The following is a 17,630-nucleotide window of genomic DNA, read 5'->3' as shown; positions in this document are numbered from 1 at the left end:
GAAGACAAACCATGACTTATAAACGCGGAGGCGATATAAATGAAGGTTCTCGTACTGGGAGCAGGGGGCATTGGCGGTTATTTTGGTGGCAGGTTGGTTGAATCAGGGGTAGATGTAACATTTCTTGTGCGCGAACGTAGATACAAACAGCTGCAGGAGCGAGGTTTGCGTATTCAGAGCGTTCATGGGGATTTGCTTTTGGAGCAGCCGCAATTGATTCAAGCAGGTGAGGAAGCAGGACCATTTGATGTTGTGCTTTTGTCCAACAAAGCTTACACGTTGGAAGAAAGCGTCGATGCCATCGCTCCGTACGTAAGCGAGGACACAGTCGTCATTCCGCTGTTGAACGGAATTGCACATATGGAGCTGCTGTGGGATCGTTTTGGCCGGGAGCACGTGCTCGGAGGGCTTTGTTTCATTGAGACGACCTTGAATGCAGACGGAGATGTGGTGCAGACTAGTCCTATTCATGATGCGGTGTTCGGTGAGTGGGAAGGCGGCAAAAGTGAGCGTGTAGAGCGAATGGAGCAAGCTTTTTCCAAGATCAACGGAACGATCCGTGCAAGCGCAAATATTCAGCGGGAAGCCTGGCACAAATACTTGTTTATTGTAACGTTTTCCGGTATTACCACCCTGATGAATTCCGCTGTCGGACCTATTCGGGAATCGGCTTGGGGCGTAGAGTTGACACGTCAGCTCGCTGAGGAAATCGCTTCGGTCATGAACGCTTTGGAAGCACCAATCAAGCCGGATATCGTCGACAAGCAGATGGAGACTTTCCAGAATCAGCGTCCTCAAACGAAATCGTCCATGCTGCGTGATATGGAAAAAGGTCTTCCGGTCGAAGCGGATCATCTTCAAGGCTATCTCTTGGAGAGAGCGGAACAAAAAGGCTTGTCCACGCCGCTTTTAAAAGTTGTTTACAATAATCTGAAGGTTTACGAACAGAAGCGTGAAGGAGACAAATAAGGTATAATAATGGCTGAAATGTCTTTCGCTCACGCATTATCAAAAAGTAGGAGGGGTAAAGATGGAAGTCATCAAGATTTCCCCCCGTGGATATTGTTACGGTGTAGTGGATGCCATGGTATTGGCACTGCGAACAGCGCAAAACTTTGACTTGCCCCGCCCGATTCACATCTTGGGCATGATCGTACACAATGCTCACGTCGTCGAGGCGTTTGAAAAACAAGGGATAAAAACATTAGATGGAGAGGATCGACTGGCTCTCTTGGATCAGGTCAATGAGGGAACGGTAATCTTCACTGCCCATGGCGTGTCTCCCGAGGTGCGCAAGAAAGCGCGCGATAAAGGCTTGACTGTCGTCGATGCGACTTGCCCGGATGTAACGAAGACACATGATTTGATCCGTGAAAAAGTAGCAGAAGGCTATCATGTCCTCTACATCGGGAAAAAGGGACATCCAGAGCCAGAGGGTGCTATGGGGATTGCGCCGGATCACGTGCATCTGGTTCAAAAGCTGGAAGAGCTGGACGCGCTCGATCTGCCAACAGGCAAGCTGATCGTTACGAACCAGACGACGATGAGCCAATGGGATGTCAAACATCTGATGGACGCTATTCTTCAACGTTTTCCTGGCGTGGAAGTGCATAATGAAATTTGTCTCGCTACGCAGGTTCGTCAGGAAGCTGTAGCAGAGCAAGTAGGAGAGGCGGATTTGTGCCTCGTTGTGGGTGATCCGCGCAGCAACAACTCCAACCGTTTGGCACAGGTCTCGGAAGAAATCGCGAATGTTCCGTCGTATCGAATCGCTGATTTATCGGAGCTGGACATTGAATGGCTGCGTGGAAAGAGAAATGTGGCGGTTACTTCTGGAGCTTCGACGCCGACTCCATTGACGAAGGAAGTGATTTCCTTCCTGGAGCAGTTCGATGAATTCAATCCGGCTACATGGGAGAAAAAACGGACCGTGAACATGGCGAAAATCTTGCCAACGGTGAAATAAATAACTGAGGCATGCTCTGCGTTACATTTTCTTACACGGTTGAATAACCTCAAAATAGGAGAGTTATATGCCAGAATCACTTTCCGGTATAGGGCTGGGGGGCGCGAAAGGCAGATATGTAAGTCTTTGCGCCCTTTATCTTTTTATTTACTACGGGTTTGGCGCTTTTGCTCCGCTCATTACGCAATACTACGAATCTATCCATTTAACAGGAACCCAAATCGGTCTCATCAGTGCAGTCGCGCCGATTGTGTCCATTGTGGCGCAGCCGATGTGGGGCATGATCTGTGATCGGTATCAAATTCGCAAAACTGTGCTGATTCTGACATTGATCATCACTGGCTTGGTGGGACTTTTCTTTACGGGTGTTTCCACCTTTGTTTACGTATTTTTGCTCTACATACTGCTGTCGTTTTTTCAAAGTGCCGTTGTTCCTATCTCAGATAGCTTGGCTCTAGGTTATGCAAAGGGACATGGCATGCAGTTCGGCGACATTCGCTTGTGGGGAGCCATCGGCTTTGCACTAGCAGCATTCATCACAGGTATTCTCGTCGAGCAGTGGGGGCCACATGCTCTTTTTTACTCGTTTTGCTTGGCGTTTCTGATTGCCATTCTGTTTCTTCGGAAGGTTCCGGAAGAAGTGACAGAGGCTTCGCGGTTTCGAGTCAGTATGCTTGCGGGGATCAGGGATTTGGCACGAATTCCGCGATTTGCGCTGTTCTTAATTTCGTCATTTTGCATGATGGGCTCTGTAAACGCCAATAATATTTGGTTTTCCCTGTTTTATCAGGATATCGGAGGGACCATTGCAGGAATTGGTCTTGCCTTCTTGTTGTTTGCAGGCAGTGAGGCTCCTTTTATGAAGCTGGCGGGTTATATTGTCCGGAGGTGGGGCCTGGAGCTGACGCTTCTGTTGTCTGCGATTTTTTGCGCGATGCGCTGGTTCTGGTATAGCTCAGCTCCGAGTACCACTGCCGTGATTGCCATGTTTTTTGTGCAAGGCATTTCGGTTGGCTTTTATCTGGCAACAGCAGCCCAGTTTGTACGCGAAAATACACCCGCATCCCTTCAGGTGACGGCGTTGGCCATCTTCTTTTCAGTGGGAGGCGGGTTGGGTGCGATGTTTTGCAATTTGGTAGCAGGATGGATCAAAGATTCATTTTCGATCCTGGCCATTTATTTGTTTTTTGGCATCATCACCGCGATCGGGATCATTCCTCTGCTCATGATAAAATTCGGACGGTGGAAGCAAATCTCACCAGACGAAGAAGTGCAAGCTAGTCAATGACGAGCATGCCTTGGAATCCTGTTTCTGGATAGCCAGGTGCGTCAGATACGAAATGATACCGACCGCGTTTGGCGGCTGAAAATTGTAGGAGAGTCGATTGGGTCGGCTTTAGCTCTGTGGATGTAAGGTTCAGATCACGAATGGATAGATTGTGAGGGCGTGTATCGGTGTTGACGATCATAAACGAGATTCGCTCTCCTTCGTGTGCAGTCAATTGATTGGGCAAAAAGCCAGCGCTAGAAATCGTAACTGTATGTGTCCGCGTCGCGACAGCGTACGAAGCGGGCAGGCGATGGTGATGATGTGTCCAAAGTAGCGTTAATGTCACAGCCAGAGCGATGATTGGATAACGAAGCTGCCGATACCAGTGACGAGACATTTTGCTTTCAACTCCTTCGAGGACCATTGCTCAGGGAAATTACTATTATCCTGTCCCCGGAGTGAAGGGGATAAACAACTTTTCCCTATTTGGGTGAAGTCAATTCCTATATCTCTTACATGAGGAATGTCTTGTGTAGGGCTAGCCTACTAGCAAGCCCATGTCTTCGGATGGATACAATTACGTGCTGTGCTACATTACAATGGAAATTGGTTTTTATATCCATTCATGAAGGGGTTGAAAAGCGCATGAAAAAAATCGTTTCTGGAATGATCGGATTGTGTCTGGCCGCACTGCTTGTACTTTCCCTGCAATCTGCAACAAATCCGCTCCATGCTTTTGCTTCTACGAATGCAGCAACTACTACTGAGGCGGCATCAAAAACTGAAAATAGTGCCTTGCAAAGCCAATTCAACTTGAGCCACGTTGTCAAAATCTATGTGCCATCCACGATGAACGGAAGCACTCCGGTTACTGATGAAGTTCATGCAAAATACGTCGATCAGTCATTGACGAAATTTTCAAACCTTTTTGGAGGAGCGACTGCCATTAGCGGAACGGGTGGATGGGTCGACGATAACAAAAAACTGATCAAGGAGAAAGTCACGATCGTTTACAGCTTTGCCGAAAAACTCGACAATCAGGCGCTGGATGAAGTTGTAGCCTACGCCAAACAATTGAAAAAGGATATGACGCAATCCGCTATTTCTCTCGAATTGGATGGAAAAATGTACTTCATCGAATAAAGGATGGAAGCGAAAAGGCTGTTGATGAGTCAACAGTCTTTTTTGTGCTTTCTGTAACATATTACTTCATCACGCATAGTAATATGTGTTATGCTATAGCTGCGAGGTGAACGAGATGAGTGACAGCAGCATCAGCAGTGATATTATCCGCGGCCATATCGATACGATTATTCTTCGTGTCCTGTGTGACGGCGATAACTATGGATACGAAATCATCAAAGCCATTTTCAAAAACAGCGACGGTCGTTACGAACTGAAAGAGCCTTCCTTGTATACCAGCTTGAAAAGATTAGAGTCACACAAGCTGATCGCTTCGTATTGGGGAGATGAGAGCCAAGGGGGCAGACGCAAATATTATCAGGTGACAGAAGCGGGAAGAGAGGCGTACGAAAAAGCGCTGGCATCCTGGAAAGTCGCCAAAGAATTGATTGACCACCTCATCGAAAGGCGGGAGGAAGTGTGATGGAGAGTTTACAGCACTATGTCGATCAATTATTCCAAAAATATCGGGGAAGTAAGCAAATTGAAGAACTCAAGTGGGAAGTATTGAGCAATCTGGAGGCAAAGGTAGCTGATTTGGTTGCAGATGGCCTACCGTTGGATGAAGCCATGAAAAAAGCAAAGGCCAATCTTCCCTCGATTGATTCGATTGTTGGAGAATGCCGCAAGGTATACATAGTTCCATTCGTGCAAGAACTGTTGCAGCTCGGATTGCTGTACGGACTCATTGCCTGGATTGTGACTATGCCCTTGCGAATTTGGGGCATGGGTATCTATTTGAGCTATAGTCTGTTTGCGATTTGCATCCTCATCGGTATCGTGTATTTGATTCTGCTAGGGATCAACCGACCGGACTCTTCCCATCATTTGACCAGCATGAATGTGCGGTTTGCCTTTTTGCTGCGGAAAACGGGCTGGATGCTTTGGGCACTTTATTTCGTCGGGACATTCATTTTTACGACTGCGCTTTATTTCGGCAGCAATCTATGGTTTTCAACTCCAGTGAAACTTACTGGACCGTATCAATTCGCTACCATTGCCGTAACGTATGCGCTGCCTCTACTCTCTATCCTTATACCACTGTGGCTGCACGCTATTCCGCGGCTTATTCTGAAATACGATGCAGGGGAAGGTGACGTCATTGCGAAATAAAATCATTCTTGCTATGGTTCTCATCGGGGTCGTCCTGTTCATGGTCATCCAGATTATCATTATCCCGGAAAATGAAGCGCAATCCGAGCAATATCGATTGGCACAGCAAAGCCCGCTGACTCACGATTTGGAATCCATTTTGCCGTACAAAAACAAGTACATGGGAGCTACTTCAAATCTGGTCATGTTCAATCATCTACCTCTGGATCATCTCAAGGGAACCTTTCAGCTCCGTCCGGATAAGTTTACGATTGAGATCCATTACGAGGACAAGTCGACCGATATCGAGGCGAAATTGTTCAAGCAAGCGATGCTGTATAACTCCGTGTCAGCCTTTGCTCTGGTAGACAATTTGCAAACAATCCAATATCGTTTTTCAGATACTACGATTGTTGCCACGCGAGCAGCTATTCAGAGCTTATTCGGTGACGATTTGGCATCGCTGTTGACAAAAGAAAAGTGGCGGACAAGCGTGCAGGACAAGTTGCGGGATGACCAATTTGTTGAAGAGGGTATGAAGAAACTAGGGCGTATATAGTGAGAGAAAGTAATACGGAAGAGGGGAAATGAGCAATGGTAACGGATACGGTAAAAAACCAAGTATTTGCCCGACTCGGTTGTCAATCATCTGAAGCCAAACTCCTTGGAGGTTATAACCAGCACGTATTTGAGATAAACCGTGGTGAAAAGCTTGTGGTCAAAATAGAAGAGGGCACAGCCGCATCCGAGCAAGGTGTCTTATCTGAATGCGAATGGTTGTCTTATATGCATGAACACGGGCTGCATGTGGTGAGGCCATTACGCATCGCAGCGGATACCTATCTGAACCGAATTTCAGAGGAATGCTTTTTTGTTGTCTATGAAAAGGTTGAGGGGGTTCACGTCAGTTCGCAAGACAAGGACGTGTGGAGTCCTGCATTGTTCGAGCAATGGGGAGAGATGATGGGTAAGATGCATACTCTCGCCAAAACGTTTCAACCTGTTCATCAGCGACAAATGTGGTTTGAGAATCGGTTGTTTCAAGAAGATAGCCATAGTGTTGACCCTATCCTGATAGAAAAGTTGCATCAATACCGTCACGCATTCAAAAGTCTTCCCATTTCCAAAGATCATTTTGGTTTAATCCATGGAGACCTGCATCATCACAATTTTTTACGGAATGATGTGGAGTTGACCATTCTCGATTTTGGAGACAGCGAATACCATTGGTTTGCTTATGATATTGCGATTGCTGTTTATCATACAGCCCAGACAGTACCAAAGGGACTAGCGAGGAAAGAGTTTGTCCACTCCTTTTTCCAATCGTTTATGGAAGGCTATTCACGTGGTAATCCCTCTACAGAGTTCCTCTCCCTGATCAATTTTTTTATGGACTACCGCCATCTCTTTTCCTATATCTATCACAGTGTTTACGCAGACAAGAGCCAATTAACAGAACAACAGCGAAAGTATCTGGAAGCTATGCGTTTATCTTTACAGTATGGAGAGTCTTACTTGGGCTTTCCATTAGGATCATAGAAAAAAGGGGCGAGCCTGATACTCGTCCCTTTTGCTTTTAGATAAATACATGTAGCAACAAATAGATAGCTGCAGCGAGCAAGGCAGAGATCGGCAGCGTAATAAACCACGTGATCACGATACGTTTGGCGACGCCCCAATTGACGCTCTTCAGTCGCTTGGCTGCGCCGACCCCCATAATCCCGGATGAAATGACATGGGTAGAGCTGACAGGCAATCCTAGCTGCGTAAAGGTAAAAATAATCGTGGACGAGGTGAGGTCGGCAGTGGCTCCATTGATTGGTTCAATCTTTGTAATTTTGCCCCCGACCGTCTTGATGATTTTCCAACCCCCGACAGAGGTTCCCAAGCCCATCGCGAGCGCACAAATGAACTGTACCCAGAAAGGAATCGTGCTCGTATCTGCATGCAGGTCAGCGGCTACGAGGGCGAACACGATAATGCCCATCGCTTTTTGGGCGTCATTGGTTCCATGTGTAAAGGATTGCAGGGCCGCCGTGAAAATTTGAAAGAGGCGAAAACCCCGATTGACCTTGGTGGGGGGCACCATGATCCGACTGAAAATGAAATAGACCAAATTCATCATGAGGTAAGCGGCAACCAGCGCGATAATCGGTGACACAATGAGCGCCTGAAAGATTTTCAAAAAACCAGCCCAGTTGATTTGCGCGATCCCGGCGGAAGCGAGGACGGCACCTACGAGTGAGCCGATGAGAGCGTGAGAAGAACTACTGGGGATACCGTACCACCACGTAATCAAATTCCAAAAGATCGCAGCCAAGAGAGCAGCCATGACCACAAGCACACCGAATTCTAGCTTGGCTGGATCGGCGATATCTCCACCGATTGTTTTGGCGACCCCGGTAAATGTAAGGGCACCGATAAAATTCATGATAGCCGCCAGGCCAATGGCAATCTTAGGCGGGAGAGCTTTGGTGGATACGGTGGTTGCGATGGCATTGGCTGTATCGTGAAATCCGTTGATAAAATCAAAGGAAACAGCCAGGATGATGACAGCAATAACAAGAGGAAGGCTCGTATGCATGAAAGTAGGTCTCCTTGGTTTAAGAGTTGCCCATGATCACGGATTCCATCGCATCGGCGACATCCTCGCAATGATCCATGACATCTTCCAGCACTTCGTAAATCTCTTTGAGCTGAATGATGTGAATCGGATCGCTCGAGGTCTTGAACAATTGCCGGATGCTCCCCCTCACCAGTTCATCCCCTTCGCTTTCCAAATCGTTAATGCGGATGATGTACTCCTTCATATCGGACAGCTTTTGCTTTTGGAGCAGTTCGATGGCGAGAAGAATTTGCTTGGTAGCGTTTTCGATGAGTTGACCGAATCTCACCATCGTCTGATCTGCTTCCATGATGTCGTACATATAGAGCCTCGAAGCGCAAAACTCCAATCCGTCCAGCACATCATCCAGCTTGACGGCAAGATCCAGAACGTCCTCGCGCTCAATTGCAGTAATAAATGTTTTGTTGATTTGCACGATGATTTCATGGATGAGCTTGTCGCCTTTTGTTTCGTACTCCTTCATCTCTGTAGCAAAGGTTTTGACAGTCTCTAAAGAGGTAATCTTGTATTCATTAAAATAGATCGCCGTTTCATGCACATTTTTCGCAATCTCATACAAGTCATCCAAGAGTGCGTCTGATTTGGTAAAAAGCATAAACAAACCTCCACTTCGAAAACCCGAATAGAAGTATTTTGAGTGGAGGAGGTGGGGATTATTCACTTTTTCACTAACTCTTTACGTCATGAGTAATTGGGCTGCCATATAGAAGGCCACTCCCCACATAATCACTGCTGATACCATATTCAGGCCACGCTGCAATTTTCCAGACTGGTCTAATCGTCCTGCTGTACGGCCAGCTACAGAAAGGCTAAAAAACCAGAGGCAGGATACAAGGATGCAGGCAACAGTAAAGCCCCATTTCTCTGTTCCGGTATAACTGAGTGAGCTGGTACCGATTACGCCGATCGTGTCGAGAATCGCATGCGGATTCAACAAAGAGACAGAGGCAGCAAACATGATTTGCTTTTTGGCCGAAAAGCGCTCTTTCTCTCCATCCTCAGTATTTGGACGGCTACGCCACGTTAAATATCCCATGTACACCAAAAAGAAAAAGCCGACGACATACAGAACCGTTTTCAACCATGTGACAGTCAATACGACCAAGGAGACTCCCAATACCGCCAATAAAATGAGCAGCGTATCACAGAGTGCCGCAGTCAGTACGACAGGCATGGCCCGAAGTAATGTTGGTTGGAGGGCGCCCTGATTAAAGACGAAAACATTTTGTGCGCCCAGCGGTAAAATAAGTCCAAATGCAAGCACAAAACCGTGCAAAATTGCTTCCAGCATGTTAGATTCCTCCCCGTGTCTCTCTCGATGCAAAGTACATTTTGCATTACTGTCATTATTCACGGTTGTGAATCCGTTGTCTCCAGCCAATTGGTTTACATCCAAACCAACCAATTTGTACAATGAGGAGACAAGGAGGAATGTGCCTGTGCTTACGATAGACTGGAAGCCTGACAAATCATCTGACATACCGATCTACGCCCAGATCGTGGCTTATATCAAGGGGAAAATCGCAGGCGGAGAGTGGCCAATCAACAGTAAATTGCCAACACAAAGAGCGTTAGCGCAAGCCTTTGATGTAAACCGCAGCACGGTGGTGACAGCGTTGGAAGAGCTGAAAGCGGATGGCTTCATTGAAGCAACAGTAGGTAGTGGCTCCGTCGTTAGCAACAACACGTGGTCCTTATTGACGACCGCGCCTCCGCCCAATTGGCTGGGCTACGTTCAGGCAGGGGCGCATCTCCCCAACTCGCAGACGATTCAGGATATCAATCGTTACGAGCCAGACCCGAGATACATTCGTTTGGGGACTGGTGAGCTGTCGCCTTGCTTGATTCCTGTTGCGGAGATGGAAGAGGTCATGGCTAGCTTGCAGGGCAAAATGACACATCTCGGATATTCGGAGCCAAAAGGGCTGTTGCCTTTGCGTCAGGCGATCAGCAACCATTTGCGCAGCAGGGGGATCGAAGCTTCTCCGGCGTCTATTTTGGTCGTTTCAGGGGCTCTTCAAGCTTTGCAGTTGATATCGATTGGCATCCTTCACCGTGGATCTGCCATCTTGCTCGAACAGCCTTCGTATTTATTCTCATTGCCTTTGTTTCAATCATCGGGAATGCGTCTGGTTGGTGTACCGATGGATGCGGAAGGAATCTCTCCTCAGGTGCTAACAAGACAAAAACAGGCGCATCAAGCAGCCCTGCTTTATACGATTTCGGCTTACCACAATCCGACCGGGATTAGCATGTCCGAGAATCGAAGGGAGCAAGTGATGGCGGCATGCGAGCGGGAGAGACTGCCTGTGTTGGAAGACGATGTTTACGGAGAATTGTGGTTAGACGAGCCGGGACCATTGCCGTTGAAGGCGAGGGATCAAAGCGGGTTGGTTTTGTATTTGGGCAGCTTGTCCAAAACACTCAGTCCAGGGCTGCGGATCGGCTGGATTGTAGGGCCTGAGCCTGTCATTGAACGCCTCGCGGATGTGAAAATGCAGACGGACTACGGGGCAAGTGCTATTTCCCAATGGGTGGCGACAGAATGGCTCACAAGCGAGAGATATTCACGGCATCTGGATCAGTTAAGAGCAGCGCTGCGACACAGAAGAGACAGGATGTGCGAATGCCTTACTCACTGGTTTGACGATCTGGCAGATTGGCGTATTCCACAAGGCGGTTTTTATATTTGGCTGCGTCTGCGTCAGGCAGTTTCGATGCGCAAGCTTTTTACGGAAGCATTGGCAAAAGGGATTCTGTTAAATCCCGGCTTTGTTTATGATCAGACGGATAGTCATCATCTTCGTTTGTCATACGTGTACGCTGAGGAAGCCGACATGGAAAAGGCCCTATTTGTATTATCGCAGCTCCTGCGTGACAGGGGGTAATGGAAAGAAGACACCTGCTTGGGTCAGGTGTCTTCCGCTATTTCAGTGATAAGGAAACTGCGTGGAGTACCCGCTAAACTGCTGATAAGCTTGTTGCAGTTGTTGCTGCTCGGATGCCTCCAGCTTGTACCATCCCTTTTGGAACATGAGATTGAAAGCATCACGTGCTGATTGATGTGTCTCATTTAAAATTTGTAGCATGTCATCATAAAGCTGCTGATGGCTGGCTTCACGAACGGCGACGTTAAAGTTATCCGTCAAATACTTGCACGTAGCCAGACAGTCGTTGAGGTAGTCACGATCGTTCATTTGCGGACCTTTTTCTTGTGGAAGCTGACCGGATTGCGGATTGGCGATCTGGTTTTGGTTTGGCATCCCGATTCCTCCCTTATTGCATTTGATGTTGTGGTTGGGATTGTTGCTGCTGTTGCTGGGACTGTGTCTGCGGAATGGTCGCCATCACTGCGGTGTTGTTGTTTTGTAAGTGACTCAGCAGTTTTTGGTAGTGACGCTGGTGCATTTGTCCTTGCTGCTCCAGACATTGCTTGACCTCGGGATCAGTAGCCTGCTGTGCGAAAGCATGCAGCTTTTTGAAAGCGATCAGTTCCCATGACAAAGCATCCTTGAGATAGCTCAAGTCCTTTGTCGTGATGACCTTAGGCGGTTCGGGAATCGGTGCTTGTGTAAAGGGCTTGGAAGACAGGATGGATGGCATCGGGTTGCTCCTTTCAGATGGAATCATGCTTAGGATGAGCAACAAGTCAGGATGTAACCCCTGAGGATTACAGCCAAAAAAATCCGGTCGCAAAGGACCGGATCAGGATAGCTCCAGCGAAGAAACGACGATGTCGATGCTTGCGGGAGCGATATTAAGACAATATTGAGCTTCTTTGTACAACGTAGATTGAAGTGCATGGATAAGTGCTGGAATATTTGTCATGTAAGGCAGTTGAAGAGCAATCGAAACCTGAAACCGAGGCAAATCCTCAAAGCTGGAGACGATCTTGACCACATGATGGACCTCGTCAAACTGGTCGCAGGTCGCTTCCACGATTTTTCGCAACACCTGGGGATGAATCATGATACGTCCGCCTGAAAACGGAGGATGAACTACGGTTGTTTCCCCAATCACTTCTTTTTTCGAGCTAAAAATCTGTTGGGCAGAGGAGATGAGGCGCTGGAGGAAATCTTTTTCTACCTCCACACGCGGAATCGGTATCGTGTGCTTGCCCATTGTTTCCCGCACGTAGCGGGCAGCTTCGATTTCCTGCGGAGGCTTGATGGATTCAATCGGGATAAAATCCACTTGAAAAGGCAAATGCAGAGCTTCGACGATACGACCAATCATCCGCTGCGAAGTCCCTAACACGAGTAGTCGACTTGGTTGAATCTCTCCAAGACTTCTCCGTACTTCTTCGGCGTGCTCCTTATAATGAAAAATTGCTCGTTTTACAGCCTGAATTTTTGTCTTCTCATATTTGGCAGAGGTTCCGGCCACCTTGCGTCCTTGGTAAATCAGGATGCCATCGTCAATAATGGCGTCGATGTTCATTCGGTGAGCGAGTTCTAATGCACTGGTGCTTTTTCCTGTTCCACTGGTGCCGTACAAGGCGTAAATTTCCATGGGACCTCCTTCGTCATTGTTCGCGACTACGCTTGATCTTTTTCATTATACATGACAAGGAGGGGAGACAACACGCCTTTACTGGTATTGTGCCCCCATCTCCCGCGATCTTTCCGCAGCACGCAGGATGGCTGCAGTTACGGCTTCCTGGAATTGATAGGCTTCCAATACTTCCAGTCCTGCCTGGGTCGTTCCACCAGGACTCGTTACCTTTTGGCGGAGCAAGGAAGGCTCTTCGCGCGTATCGAGCAGCATATGTGCTGCGCCGATAACGGTTTGTAGCGTTAATTGGCGTGCCATTTCCCGATCCAGTCCCGCAGTGGCACCCGCGCCCATCATCGCTTCTACCAGATAGTAAATATAAGCAGGGCCGCTTCCAGACAAGCCAGTAATGATGTCCAGCTCTTCCTCGGCGACTTCATAAACGGTGCCAATTGCTTCGAAAAGCTTGGTAGCCAGCTCGCGGTGTTCTTCCTGAACAAAAGGATTCGCGGAGAGGCCTGTAGCAGACAGACCGACAGCGGAGGATGTATTGGGCATCGTGCGTATGATCGGGCATTCTGCACCGAGCCACTCGCCGATCAGGCTGGTGGAGACGCCAGCGACCACCGAAATGACTAATTGGTCGGAACGAACGATTCCACGCAAATCCTGCAAAGCCTCTGCTGCATCCTTCGGCTTGATAGCCAAAATCAAAATATCGGAAGAGCGGGCTACCTCAAATTTGTCCTGGGTAGCCGTTACCCCGTAATCATTTGCCAACTGCTTCAAACGCTCCATATTGTTGCGGTTGCTGACGGAAATACGCTCAGAAGGGAGTAAGCCTTTCTTTACGATACCGGAAAGCATAGCCTCCACGATCGAGCCTGCACCGAGAAAACCGATCCGCCCTTCTGTAATCGCTGTTGCTTGGTTACTCATGATGATTCCCTCCTTTTGGACTATCGGATTTGACCGTTTCCGCGTACGACATACTTGTAAGAAGTGAGCGCAGGCAAGCCCATTGGCCCACGAGCGTGAAGTTTTTGTGTGCTGATGCCGATCTCGGCACCGAAGCCGAATTCTCCACCATCTGTAAAACGGGTAGAGGCATTGTGATAAACAGCTGTGGCATCGATCGCGGTCAAAAACTGACGGGCTGCGATTTCATCTTCTGTTACGATGGCCTCAGAATGGCCGGAAGTATGCGCTGTAATATGTTCAATGGCATCGCCTAAGCTATCGACAGTGCGAACAGCCAGAATCAGCTCCGAGTATTCCGTATCCCAGTCTTCTGTCGTTGCATGGTGCAGTTGTGCTTCGAGGTCGGAATGCAGCTCTATTGTACGCTCACAAGCGCGAAGCTCAACGCCCTTAGCCAATAGCTTTTGAAGCAATGCCCGTTGATTTTCTCGTGACCAATTGCGGTGCACGAGTAGTGTTTCGGCAGCATTGCATACGGCAGGGCGACTCGTTTTGGCATTGATCACGATGCTCTGGGCCATGTCATACTGAGCGGCTTCATCCACATAAATGTGGCAATTGCCGACGCCTGTTTCGAGTACAGGTACGCTTGCGATTTGCAGAACCCGCTGGATCAGTCCTGCGCCCCCCCGAGGGATGATGACATCTACGAGACCATTGGCGGTGCACAAGTGATCGACAGAGGCATGCTCAGCAAAAGGCAAGTACTGCACCGCTTCCGCATCAAGCCCCGTCGCAGTGAGCGCTTGACGAATGCTATTCACCAAAGCGAGGTTGCTGTGAACAGCGCTGTGGCTGCCGCGAAGGACGATTGCATTGCCTGTTTTGAGGGCGATAGCTGCTGCGTCAACCGTGACGTTTGGTCTTGCTTCGTACACCATTCCAATGACGCCGAGAGGGACGCGGATTTGTTCGATGAAAAGTCCGTTTGGCCGTGTCCACGAGTCGATCCGTTCCCCGACCGGATCTTCGAGGGATACCAGCTGCGCCAGGCTATCCACGAGCTGCGCAATTCGCTCTGGTGTCAACAGGAGACGATCCAGATAGGAGGCAGGCTGACCGTCTGCTTCCGCGAGAGCGAGGTCCTTGGCGTTTTCTGAGAGAATGATGGCTTCATCAGCCAACAGCTGGTTGCCGATTGCGACGAGTACATTGTCTTTTTCTTTGCGAGAGAGTATGGCCATTTTTCGTGAAGCCTGTTTGGCCAGGCTAATTTGTGCATGCACTTTTTCCTTCAAGCTTTCCATGGTTTCTCCAACTCCTTTTTCTATCTACATGGATTCGTTTAGATGACAGGTGTCCATTCATCACGATGTATAACAGTACCGCTGTGTCGCGTTACGTTATCAGGGGAAAGAAAATCACTTAACTGTGCTGCATTGAATCTGCTGATACCGCGACCGATCAACGTACCCTCACAGTAAACCTCGATAACCTCACCTTGCTCGAACATCCCGGATACATCGCGGACACCTGCTAAGAGCAAGCTTTTGCTGTTTTCCAAAATCGCTTCCGCTGCACCGCTATCAACCGTGATTTTTCCGCGGGTAGGGGAGTGAAGCGCAATCCATTGCTTTCTTGTAGGAACGCCGTTTGTTGCAGGCGCTTCTGGATGATAGTTGACGTAGGTGCCATTCCCGTTGCCAGTAAGGACATCCAACAAATCAGTGGTATTCGTCAATTTTCCGATAAAGCTGGGAATTCCTAATGATTGGGCGGTTTTGGCTGCGATCAGCTTGGAGCGCATACCGCCTGTTCCCAGTTGGGAAGCTCCGCCTGCAAGTGCCTCGATTTCGTCCGTCACACATTCGAGCCAGCTCATGTGTTTGGCATCTGCATGATAACGTGGGTCTTTGTCGTACAAGCCATTCGTATCAGTCAGGATCGTGTACAAGTCGGCATGGATGAGACCAGCGACGAGAGCGCCGAGCATATCATTGTCTCCGAAGGTCAGTTCCGCTACGGATACCGTGTCGTTTTCGTTGATGATTGGCAAAATATTTTTATCCAATAGCAGTGACAAGGTAGAGAATGCGTGCTGATACCGTTCCTTGTGGGAAAAGTCACTGCGTGTCAGCAAGATTTGCGCCACGCTGAAGTTATGGGCGCCGAACATTTGTGTATAGGTTTGCATCAACAAGCTTTGCCCAATGGCTGCTGCTGCTTGCTTGGCTGCCAAGGATCGCGGGCGCTGTTGATAGCCGAGACATTGATAGCCGCTGGCGACAGCTCCTGAGGAGACTAAGACAACCTGATGACCCGCTTCGCGCAATTGGCTGATAGCGGAGACGAGCAGCGACATTTTTGCCGGATCAACACCGCCTGTAGCTGCTGCAATCGAACTGCTCCCCACCTTTACTACCAAACGCAATTTACCCTTTCTCATGCGAAAACCCCCTTATTTCCATGCAAAAAAGCCCTTTCGTCTCTTTGATAAGGACGAAAGGGCTTGTAAGACCTTACGCGGTACCACCTTATTTGACGTTTTGGACTGAAGGCATACTTCAGGCAAGAAACGCCCGGCTCTCTTTCTTTGATAACAGGTGAAAGAAACCTGTCCAGGTCTTCCCTGGATGCTCTGGGGTGGGTTCAAACCGATTCAAGGACGAAACCTCTCAGCCGATGGATTTCGCTCTCTGGACCTGAAGGGCGGTTTTACTATTCCCCGTCATTGCCGCTCACTATGTGCTTATTAATTCACTATTATTCGCTTGGTCCGCAAGAAATGTCAAGAGGCTTATTGAAATTGTTCATTCCCATAAGCGCCCATCCGTGATTTGATTTCGAACCGTTTGGTCTTTTGATCACGCACGAGTCGGTAGCGGAGCGTGCGGTCAGAAGCAAAGGAAGAATCGGTTACATCTTCTACGGTCACACTGAGTTCTCCATTGCTTTTTTGAACAGTCGTGTTTCGAACCGAGATCAAAGTCGGATAGTCGACACGGGGGATTGCTACGTATACTTTTTCCTTCACCAGCTTGGTGGTCATGTTGTCATACATGGCTTCTGCCAGCGGACGGCTCCAAAAACGACCGAAGTAACCCGTTATCTTGTCTTTGCTGTCGAAGCGCTCAGGCAATTCACGAAAGACGAGACCATCCTCATACACAGATTTGCCCTTCGCATTGTCCGCAGCAGCATAAAAAACATTTTCCAACAGATGCTCCGCCTGATTCAGAAAGAGGACAACATCCATTTTGTTATCGCCAAGCTTTTGGATGGCAGACTGCTTGGTAGGCTTGCTTTGTGTTTTGGCCTTGGTTTTTGCCTGCTCCTGCTTTACATGCGTCATGCATCCTGTGACGAGCAAAGAGAGAGTTAGAATAAACATCCAGTTTTTCCAGTTGAATTTCATGGCGCACCTCACTTGGGGGCAGTCGTTTACCGTTAGCGTGTGTGTCAAAAAAGACAAATAGCCCAGTTAATATATGGATAGGGGTTGTCTGAGTCTCGGATTATGTCTATCATGGAGAGAGTTGGACAGATCGAACGATTGAGGTGGAATATATGTTTGGGTTTGGCAAAAAAGCGAAGAAGCCGGACGGTATTGATGTTTTGATCATCAAAACGGAAGAAGCGAAAAATCGCAACTTTTATCAGGTTGCTTTTCCTAGCGTGGTAGCAAATGATATTTTGTCCATGCTGCAAAAATTGGAGAAATCAAAAATGAACAAGCAAGAGTTCCTAGGGGAAATCGGCGGTTTCCGTATCGTGACCCACTTGGAAGCCTTGACTGGCTTTGATATTTTGGATGATGCCGATATAGAGGCACATCCGGTTCAGATTCAGGATTTTGCCAACATACTTCTGCGACGTTTGGAAGCGTTGGAGGAAAGTGGCAAGTTGGACGACAACGAAGACTTAGCATTCATCATGGGCGAGTTGACTATGCTGCGTGATGGCAGCTTTGTGCCACAAAACTAATCATGAGGGTCGTTGGGATAACCGACGGCTCTTTTTCTTTTCTCGGAACTTTTCTTTGAACCACTCGTAATAAAAGGGGTGGAGTAAATTGGAAA

21 protein-coding genes are annotated in these 17,630 nt (G+C 48.3%); 10 read left to right on the top strand and 11 right to left on the bottom strand.

Annotation, left to right across the window (positions count from 1 at the left end):
• Positions 1-39: 39 nt before the first annotated feature.
• The 3 genes from C7R93_RS12915 (at position 40) to C7R93_RS12905 (ending at position 3,254) form a co-directional block, all read left to right on the top strand.
• Positions 40-969, top strand: coding sequence for a ketopantoate reductase family protein (locus tag C7R93_RS12915; protein WP_106839193.1), 930 nt, complete (start codon positions 40-42; stop codon positions 967-969).
• Positions 970-1,030: 61 nt separating this feature from the next.
• Positions 1,031-1,966 carry a 4-hydroxy-3-methylbut-2-enyl diphosphate reductase gene (locus C7R93_RS12910; RefSeq protein ID WP_106839192.1) on the top strand — a complete coding sequence of 312 codons (936 nt, stop codon included), beginning with the start codon at positions 1,031-1,033 and terminating at the stop codon, positions 1,964-1,966.
• A 67-nt stretch (positions 1,967-2,033) separates the two neighbouring features.
• On the top strand, positions 2,034-3,254 hold the full coding sequence (locus tag C7R93_RS12905) for an MFS transporter (protein ID WP_106839191.1): 1,221 nt from the start codon (positions 2,034-2,036) through the stop codon (positions 3,252-3,254).
• Here C7R93_RS12905 and C7R93_RS12900 read toward each other — a convergent pair.
• Positions 3,244-3,633: a cupredoxin domain-containing protein gene (locus C7R93_RS12900; protein WP_106839190.1), complete on the bottom strand. Its 390-nt coding sequence runs from the start codon at positions 3,631-3,633 to the stop codon at positions 3,244-3,246. The genes C7R93_RS12905 and C7R93_RS12900 overlap by 11 nt on opposite strands.
• A 248-nt stretch (positions 3,634-3,881) precedes the next feature.
• Here C7R93_RS12900 and C7R93_RS12895 point away from each other — a divergent pair, with 248 nt between their 5' ends.
• The 5 genes from C7R93_RS12895 to C7R93_RS12875 all read left to right on the top strand — a co-directional run bounded on the left by C7R93_RS12895 (position 3,882) and on the right by C7R93_RS12875 (position 7,049).
• Complete coding sequence (locus C7R93_RS12895; protein ID WP_244191529.1) at positions 3,882-4,379, top strand: DUF3574 domain-containing protein; 498 nt, start codon at positions 3,882-3,884, stop codon at positions 4,377-4,379.
• Between the two features lie 115 nt (positions 4,380-4,494).
• Positions 4,495-4,842, top strand: coding sequence for a PadR family transcriptional regulator (locus C7R93_RS12890; RefSeq protein ID WP_106839189.1), 348 nt, complete (start codon positions 4,495-4,497; stop codon positions 4,840-4,842).
• Positions 4,842-5,531: a permease prefix domain 1-containing protein gene (locus tag C7R93_RS12885; protein WP_106839188.1), complete on the top strand. Its 690-nt coding sequence runs from the start codon at positions 4,842-4,844 to the stop codon at positions 5,529-5,531. The genes C7R93_RS12890 and C7R93_RS12885 overlap by 1 nt, the downstream gene beginning before the upstream one ends.
• Positions 5,512-6,069 carry a DUF4825 domain-containing protein gene (locus tag C7R93_RS12880; protein ID WP_106839187.1) on the top strand — a complete coding sequence of 186 codons (558 nt, stop codon included), beginning with the start codon at positions 5,512-5,514 and terminating at the stop codon, positions 6,067-6,069. The genes C7R93_RS12885 and C7R93_RS12880 overlap by 20 nt, the downstream gene beginning before the upstream one ends.
• A gap of 35 nt (positions 6,070-6,104) precedes the next feature.
• The gene (locus C7R93_RS12875; protein WP_106839186.1) at positions 6,105-7,049 is read left to right on the top strand and encodes a phosphotransferase enzyme family protein; all 945 of its coding nucleotides are present in this window, start codon (positions 6,105-6,107) and stop codon (positions 7,047-7,049) included.
• Between the two features lie 37 nt (positions 7,050-7,086).
• Here C7R93_RS12875 and C7R93_RS12870 read toward each other — a convergent pair whose 3' ends face one another.
• The 3 genes from C7R93_RS12870 to C7R93_RS12860 all read right to left on the bottom strand — a co-directional run bounded on the left by C7R93_RS12870 (position 7,087) and on the right by C7R93_RS12860 (position 9,427).
• Positions 7,087-8,094 carry an inorganic phosphate transporter gene (locus tag C7R93_RS12870; protein WP_106839185.1) on the bottom strand — a complete coding sequence of 336 codons (1,008 nt, stop codon included), beginning with the start codon at positions 8,092-8,094 and terminating at the stop codon, positions 7,087-7,089.
• Between the two features lie 19 nt (positions 8,095-8,113).
• Complete coding sequence (locus C7R93_RS12865) at positions 8,114-8,731, bottom strand: DUF47 domain-containing protein (protein WP_106839184.1); 618 nt, start codon at positions 8,729-8,731, stop codon at positions 8,114-8,116.
• An 81-nt stretch (positions 8,732-8,812) separates the two neighbouring features.
• Positions 8,813-9,427, bottom strand: coding sequence for a LysE/ArgO family amino acid transporter (locus C7R93_RS12860; RefSeq protein ID WP_106839183.1), 615 nt, complete (start codon positions 9,425-9,427; stop codon positions 8,813-8,815).
• A gap of 148 nt (positions 9,428-9,575) precedes the next feature.
• Between C7R93_RS12860 and C7R93_RS12855 the strand changes: the two genes are divergently transcribed.
• Positions 9,576-11,024: an aminotransferase-like domain-containing protein gene (locus C7R93_RS12855; protein WP_106839182.1), complete on the top strand. Its 1,449-nt coding sequence runs from the start codon at positions 9,576-9,578 to the stop codon at positions 11,022-11,024.
• A 42-nt stretch (positions 11,025-11,066) separates the two neighbouring features.
• On the opposite strand, the gene C7R93_RS12850 is transcribed toward C7R93_RS12855, so the two are convergent.
• From C7R93_RS12850 to C7R93_RS12820, 7 genes are all read right to left on the bottom strand, one after another.
• The gene (locus C7R93_RS12850; protein ID WP_106839181.1) at positions 11,067-11,399 is read right to left on the bottom strand and encodes a spore coat protein; all 333 of its coding nucleotides are present in this window, start codon (positions 11,397-11,399) and stop codon (positions 11,067-11,069) included.
• A 13-nt stretch (positions 11,400-11,412) separates the two neighbouring features.
• Positions 11,413-11,739 carry a ferritin-like domain-containing protein gene (locus C7R93_RS12845; protein ID WP_106839180.1) on the bottom strand — a complete coding sequence of 109 codons (327 nt, stop codon included), beginning with the start codon at positions 11,737-11,739 and terminating at the stop codon, positions 11,413-11,415.
• A 102-nt stretch (positions 11,740-11,841) separates the two neighbouring features.
• Positions 11,842-12,648 (bottom strand): hypothetical protein, encoded by an 807-nt coding sequence (locus C7R93_RS12840; protein WP_106839179.1) that lies wholly within the window; start codon positions 12,646-12,648, stop codon positions 11,842-11,844.
• 78 nt (positions 12,649-12,726) lie between these two features.
• Positions 12,727-13,569, bottom strand: coding sequence for a pyrroline-5-carboxylate reductase (proC, locus tag C7R93_RS12835; protein WP_106839178.1), 843 nt, complete (start codon positions 13,567-13,569; stop codon positions 12,727-12,729).
• A gap of 20 nt (positions 13,570-13,589) precedes the next feature.
• A complete protein-coding gene (locus tag C7R93_RS12830) occupies positions 13,590-14,858 on the bottom strand; it encodes a glutamate-5-semialdehyde dehydrogenase (RefSeq protein WP_106839177.1) in 1,269 nt (422 codons plus the stop codon).
• Positions 14,859-14,896: 38 nt separating this feature from the next.
• Positions 14,897-15,997 (bottom strand): glutamate 5-kinase, encoded by a 1,101-nt coding sequence (proB, locus tag C7R93_RS12825; RefSeq protein WP_106839176.1) that lies wholly within the window; start codon positions 15,995-15,997, stop codon positions 14,897-14,899.
• A gap of 351 nt (positions 15,998-16,348) precedes the next feature.
• The gene (locus C7R93_RS12820) at positions 16,349-16,966 is read right to left on the bottom strand and encodes a hypothetical protein (RefSeq protein ID WP_106839175.1); all 618 of its coding nucleotides are present in this window, start codon (positions 16,964-16,966) and stop codon (positions 16,349-16,351) included.
• Between the two features lie 152 nt (positions 16,967-17,118).
• On the opposite strand from C7R93_RS12820, the gene C7R93_RS12815 reads away from it, so the two are divergent.
• Entirely contained in the window at positions 17,119-17,535 is a 417-nt protein-coding gene (locus tag C7R93_RS12815) for a hypothetical protein (RefSeq protein WP_106839174.1), read from the top strand.
• Positions 17,536-17,630 lie beyond the last annotated feature (95 nt).

Origin of the sequence: Brevibacillus fortis (genome assembly GCF_003013395.1) — a bacterium.
Lineage (GTDB): Bacteria > Bacillota > Bacilli > Brevibacillales > Brevibacillaceae > Brevibacillus > Brevibacillus fortis.
Note: the sequence above shows the minus strand (reverse complement) of the source record. Positions and strands in the feature narration are given on the sequence as shown.

Bases quoted from the DNA above. Each gene is read 5' to 3' on its own strand.
- C7R93_RS12915 (WP_106839193.1), top strand. From the start codon at position 40: ATGAAGGTTCTCGTACTGGGAGCAGGGGGCATTGGCGGTTATTTTGGT.
- C7R93_RS12910 (WP_106839192.1), top strand. From the start codon at position 1,031: ATGGAAGTCATCAAGATTTCCCCCCGTGGATATTGTTACGGTGTAGTG.
- C7R93_RS12905 (WP_106839191.1), top strand. From the start codon at position 2,034: ATGCCAGAATCACTTTCCGGTATAGGGCTGGGGGGCGCGAAAGGCAGA.
- C7R93_RS12900 (WP_106839190.1), bottom strand. From the start codon at position 3,633: ATGTCTCGTCACTGGTATCGGCAGCTTCGTTATCCAATCATCGCTCTG.
- C7R93_RS12895 (WP_244191529.1), top strand. From the start codon at position 3,882: ATGAAAAAAATCGTTTCTGGAATGATCGGATTGTGTCTGGCCGCACTG.
- C7R93_RS12890 (WP_106839189.1), top strand. From the start codon at position 4,495: ATGAGTGACAGCAGCATCAGCAGTGATATTATCCGCGGCCATATCGAT.
- C7R93_RS12885 (WP_106839188.1), top strand. From the start codon at position 4,842: ATGGAGAGTTTACAGCACTATGTCGATCAATTATTCCAAAAATATCGG.
- C7R93_RS12875 (WP_106839186.1), top strand. From the start codon at position 6,105: ATGGTAACGGATACGGTAAAAAACCAAGTATTTGCCCGACTCGGTTGT.
- C7R93_RS12870 (WP_106839185.1), bottom strand. From the start codon at position 8,094: ATGCATACGAGCCTTCCTCTTGTTATTGCTGTCATCATCCTGGCTGTT.
- C7R93_RS12865 (WP_106839184.1), bottom strand. From the start codon at position 8,731: ATGCTTTTTACCAAATCAGACGCACTCTTGGATGACTTGTATGAGATT.
- C7R93_RS12860 (WP_106839183.1), bottom strand. From the start codon at position 9,427: ATGCTGGAAGCAATTTTGCACGGTTTTGTGCTTGCATTTGGACTTATT.
- C7R93_RS12850 (WP_106839181.1), bottom strand. From the start codon at position 11,399: ATGCCAAACCAAAACCAGATCGCCAATCCGCAATCCGGTCAGCTTCCA.
- C7R93_RS12845 (WP_106839180.1), bottom strand. From the start codon at position 11,739: ATGCCATCCATCCTGTCTTCCAAGCCCTTTACACAAGCACCGATTCCC.
- C7R93_RS12840 (WP_106839179.1), bottom strand. From the start codon at position 12,648: ATGGAAATTTACGCCTTGTACGGCACCAGTGGAACAGGAAAAAGCACC.
- proC (WP_106839178.1), bottom strand. From the start codon at position 13,569: ATGAGTAACCAAGCAACAGCGATTACAGAAGGGCGGATCGGTTTTCTC.
- C7R93_RS12830 (WP_106839177.1), bottom strand. From the start codon at position 14,858: ATGGAAAGCTTGAAGGAAAAAGTGCATGCACAAATTAGCCTGGCCAAA.
- proB (WP_106839176.1), bottom strand. From the start codon at position 15,997: ATGAGAAAGGGTAAATTGCGTTTGGTAGTAAAGGTGGGGAGCAGTTCG.
- C7R93_RS12820 (WP_106839175.1), bottom strand. From the start codon at position 16,966: ATGAAATTCAACTGGAAAAACTGGATGTTTATTCTAACTCTCTCTTTG.
- C7R93_RS12815 (WP_106839174.1), top strand. From the start codon at position 17,119: ATGTTTGGGTTTGGCAAAAAAGCGAAGAAGCCGGACGGTATTGATGTT.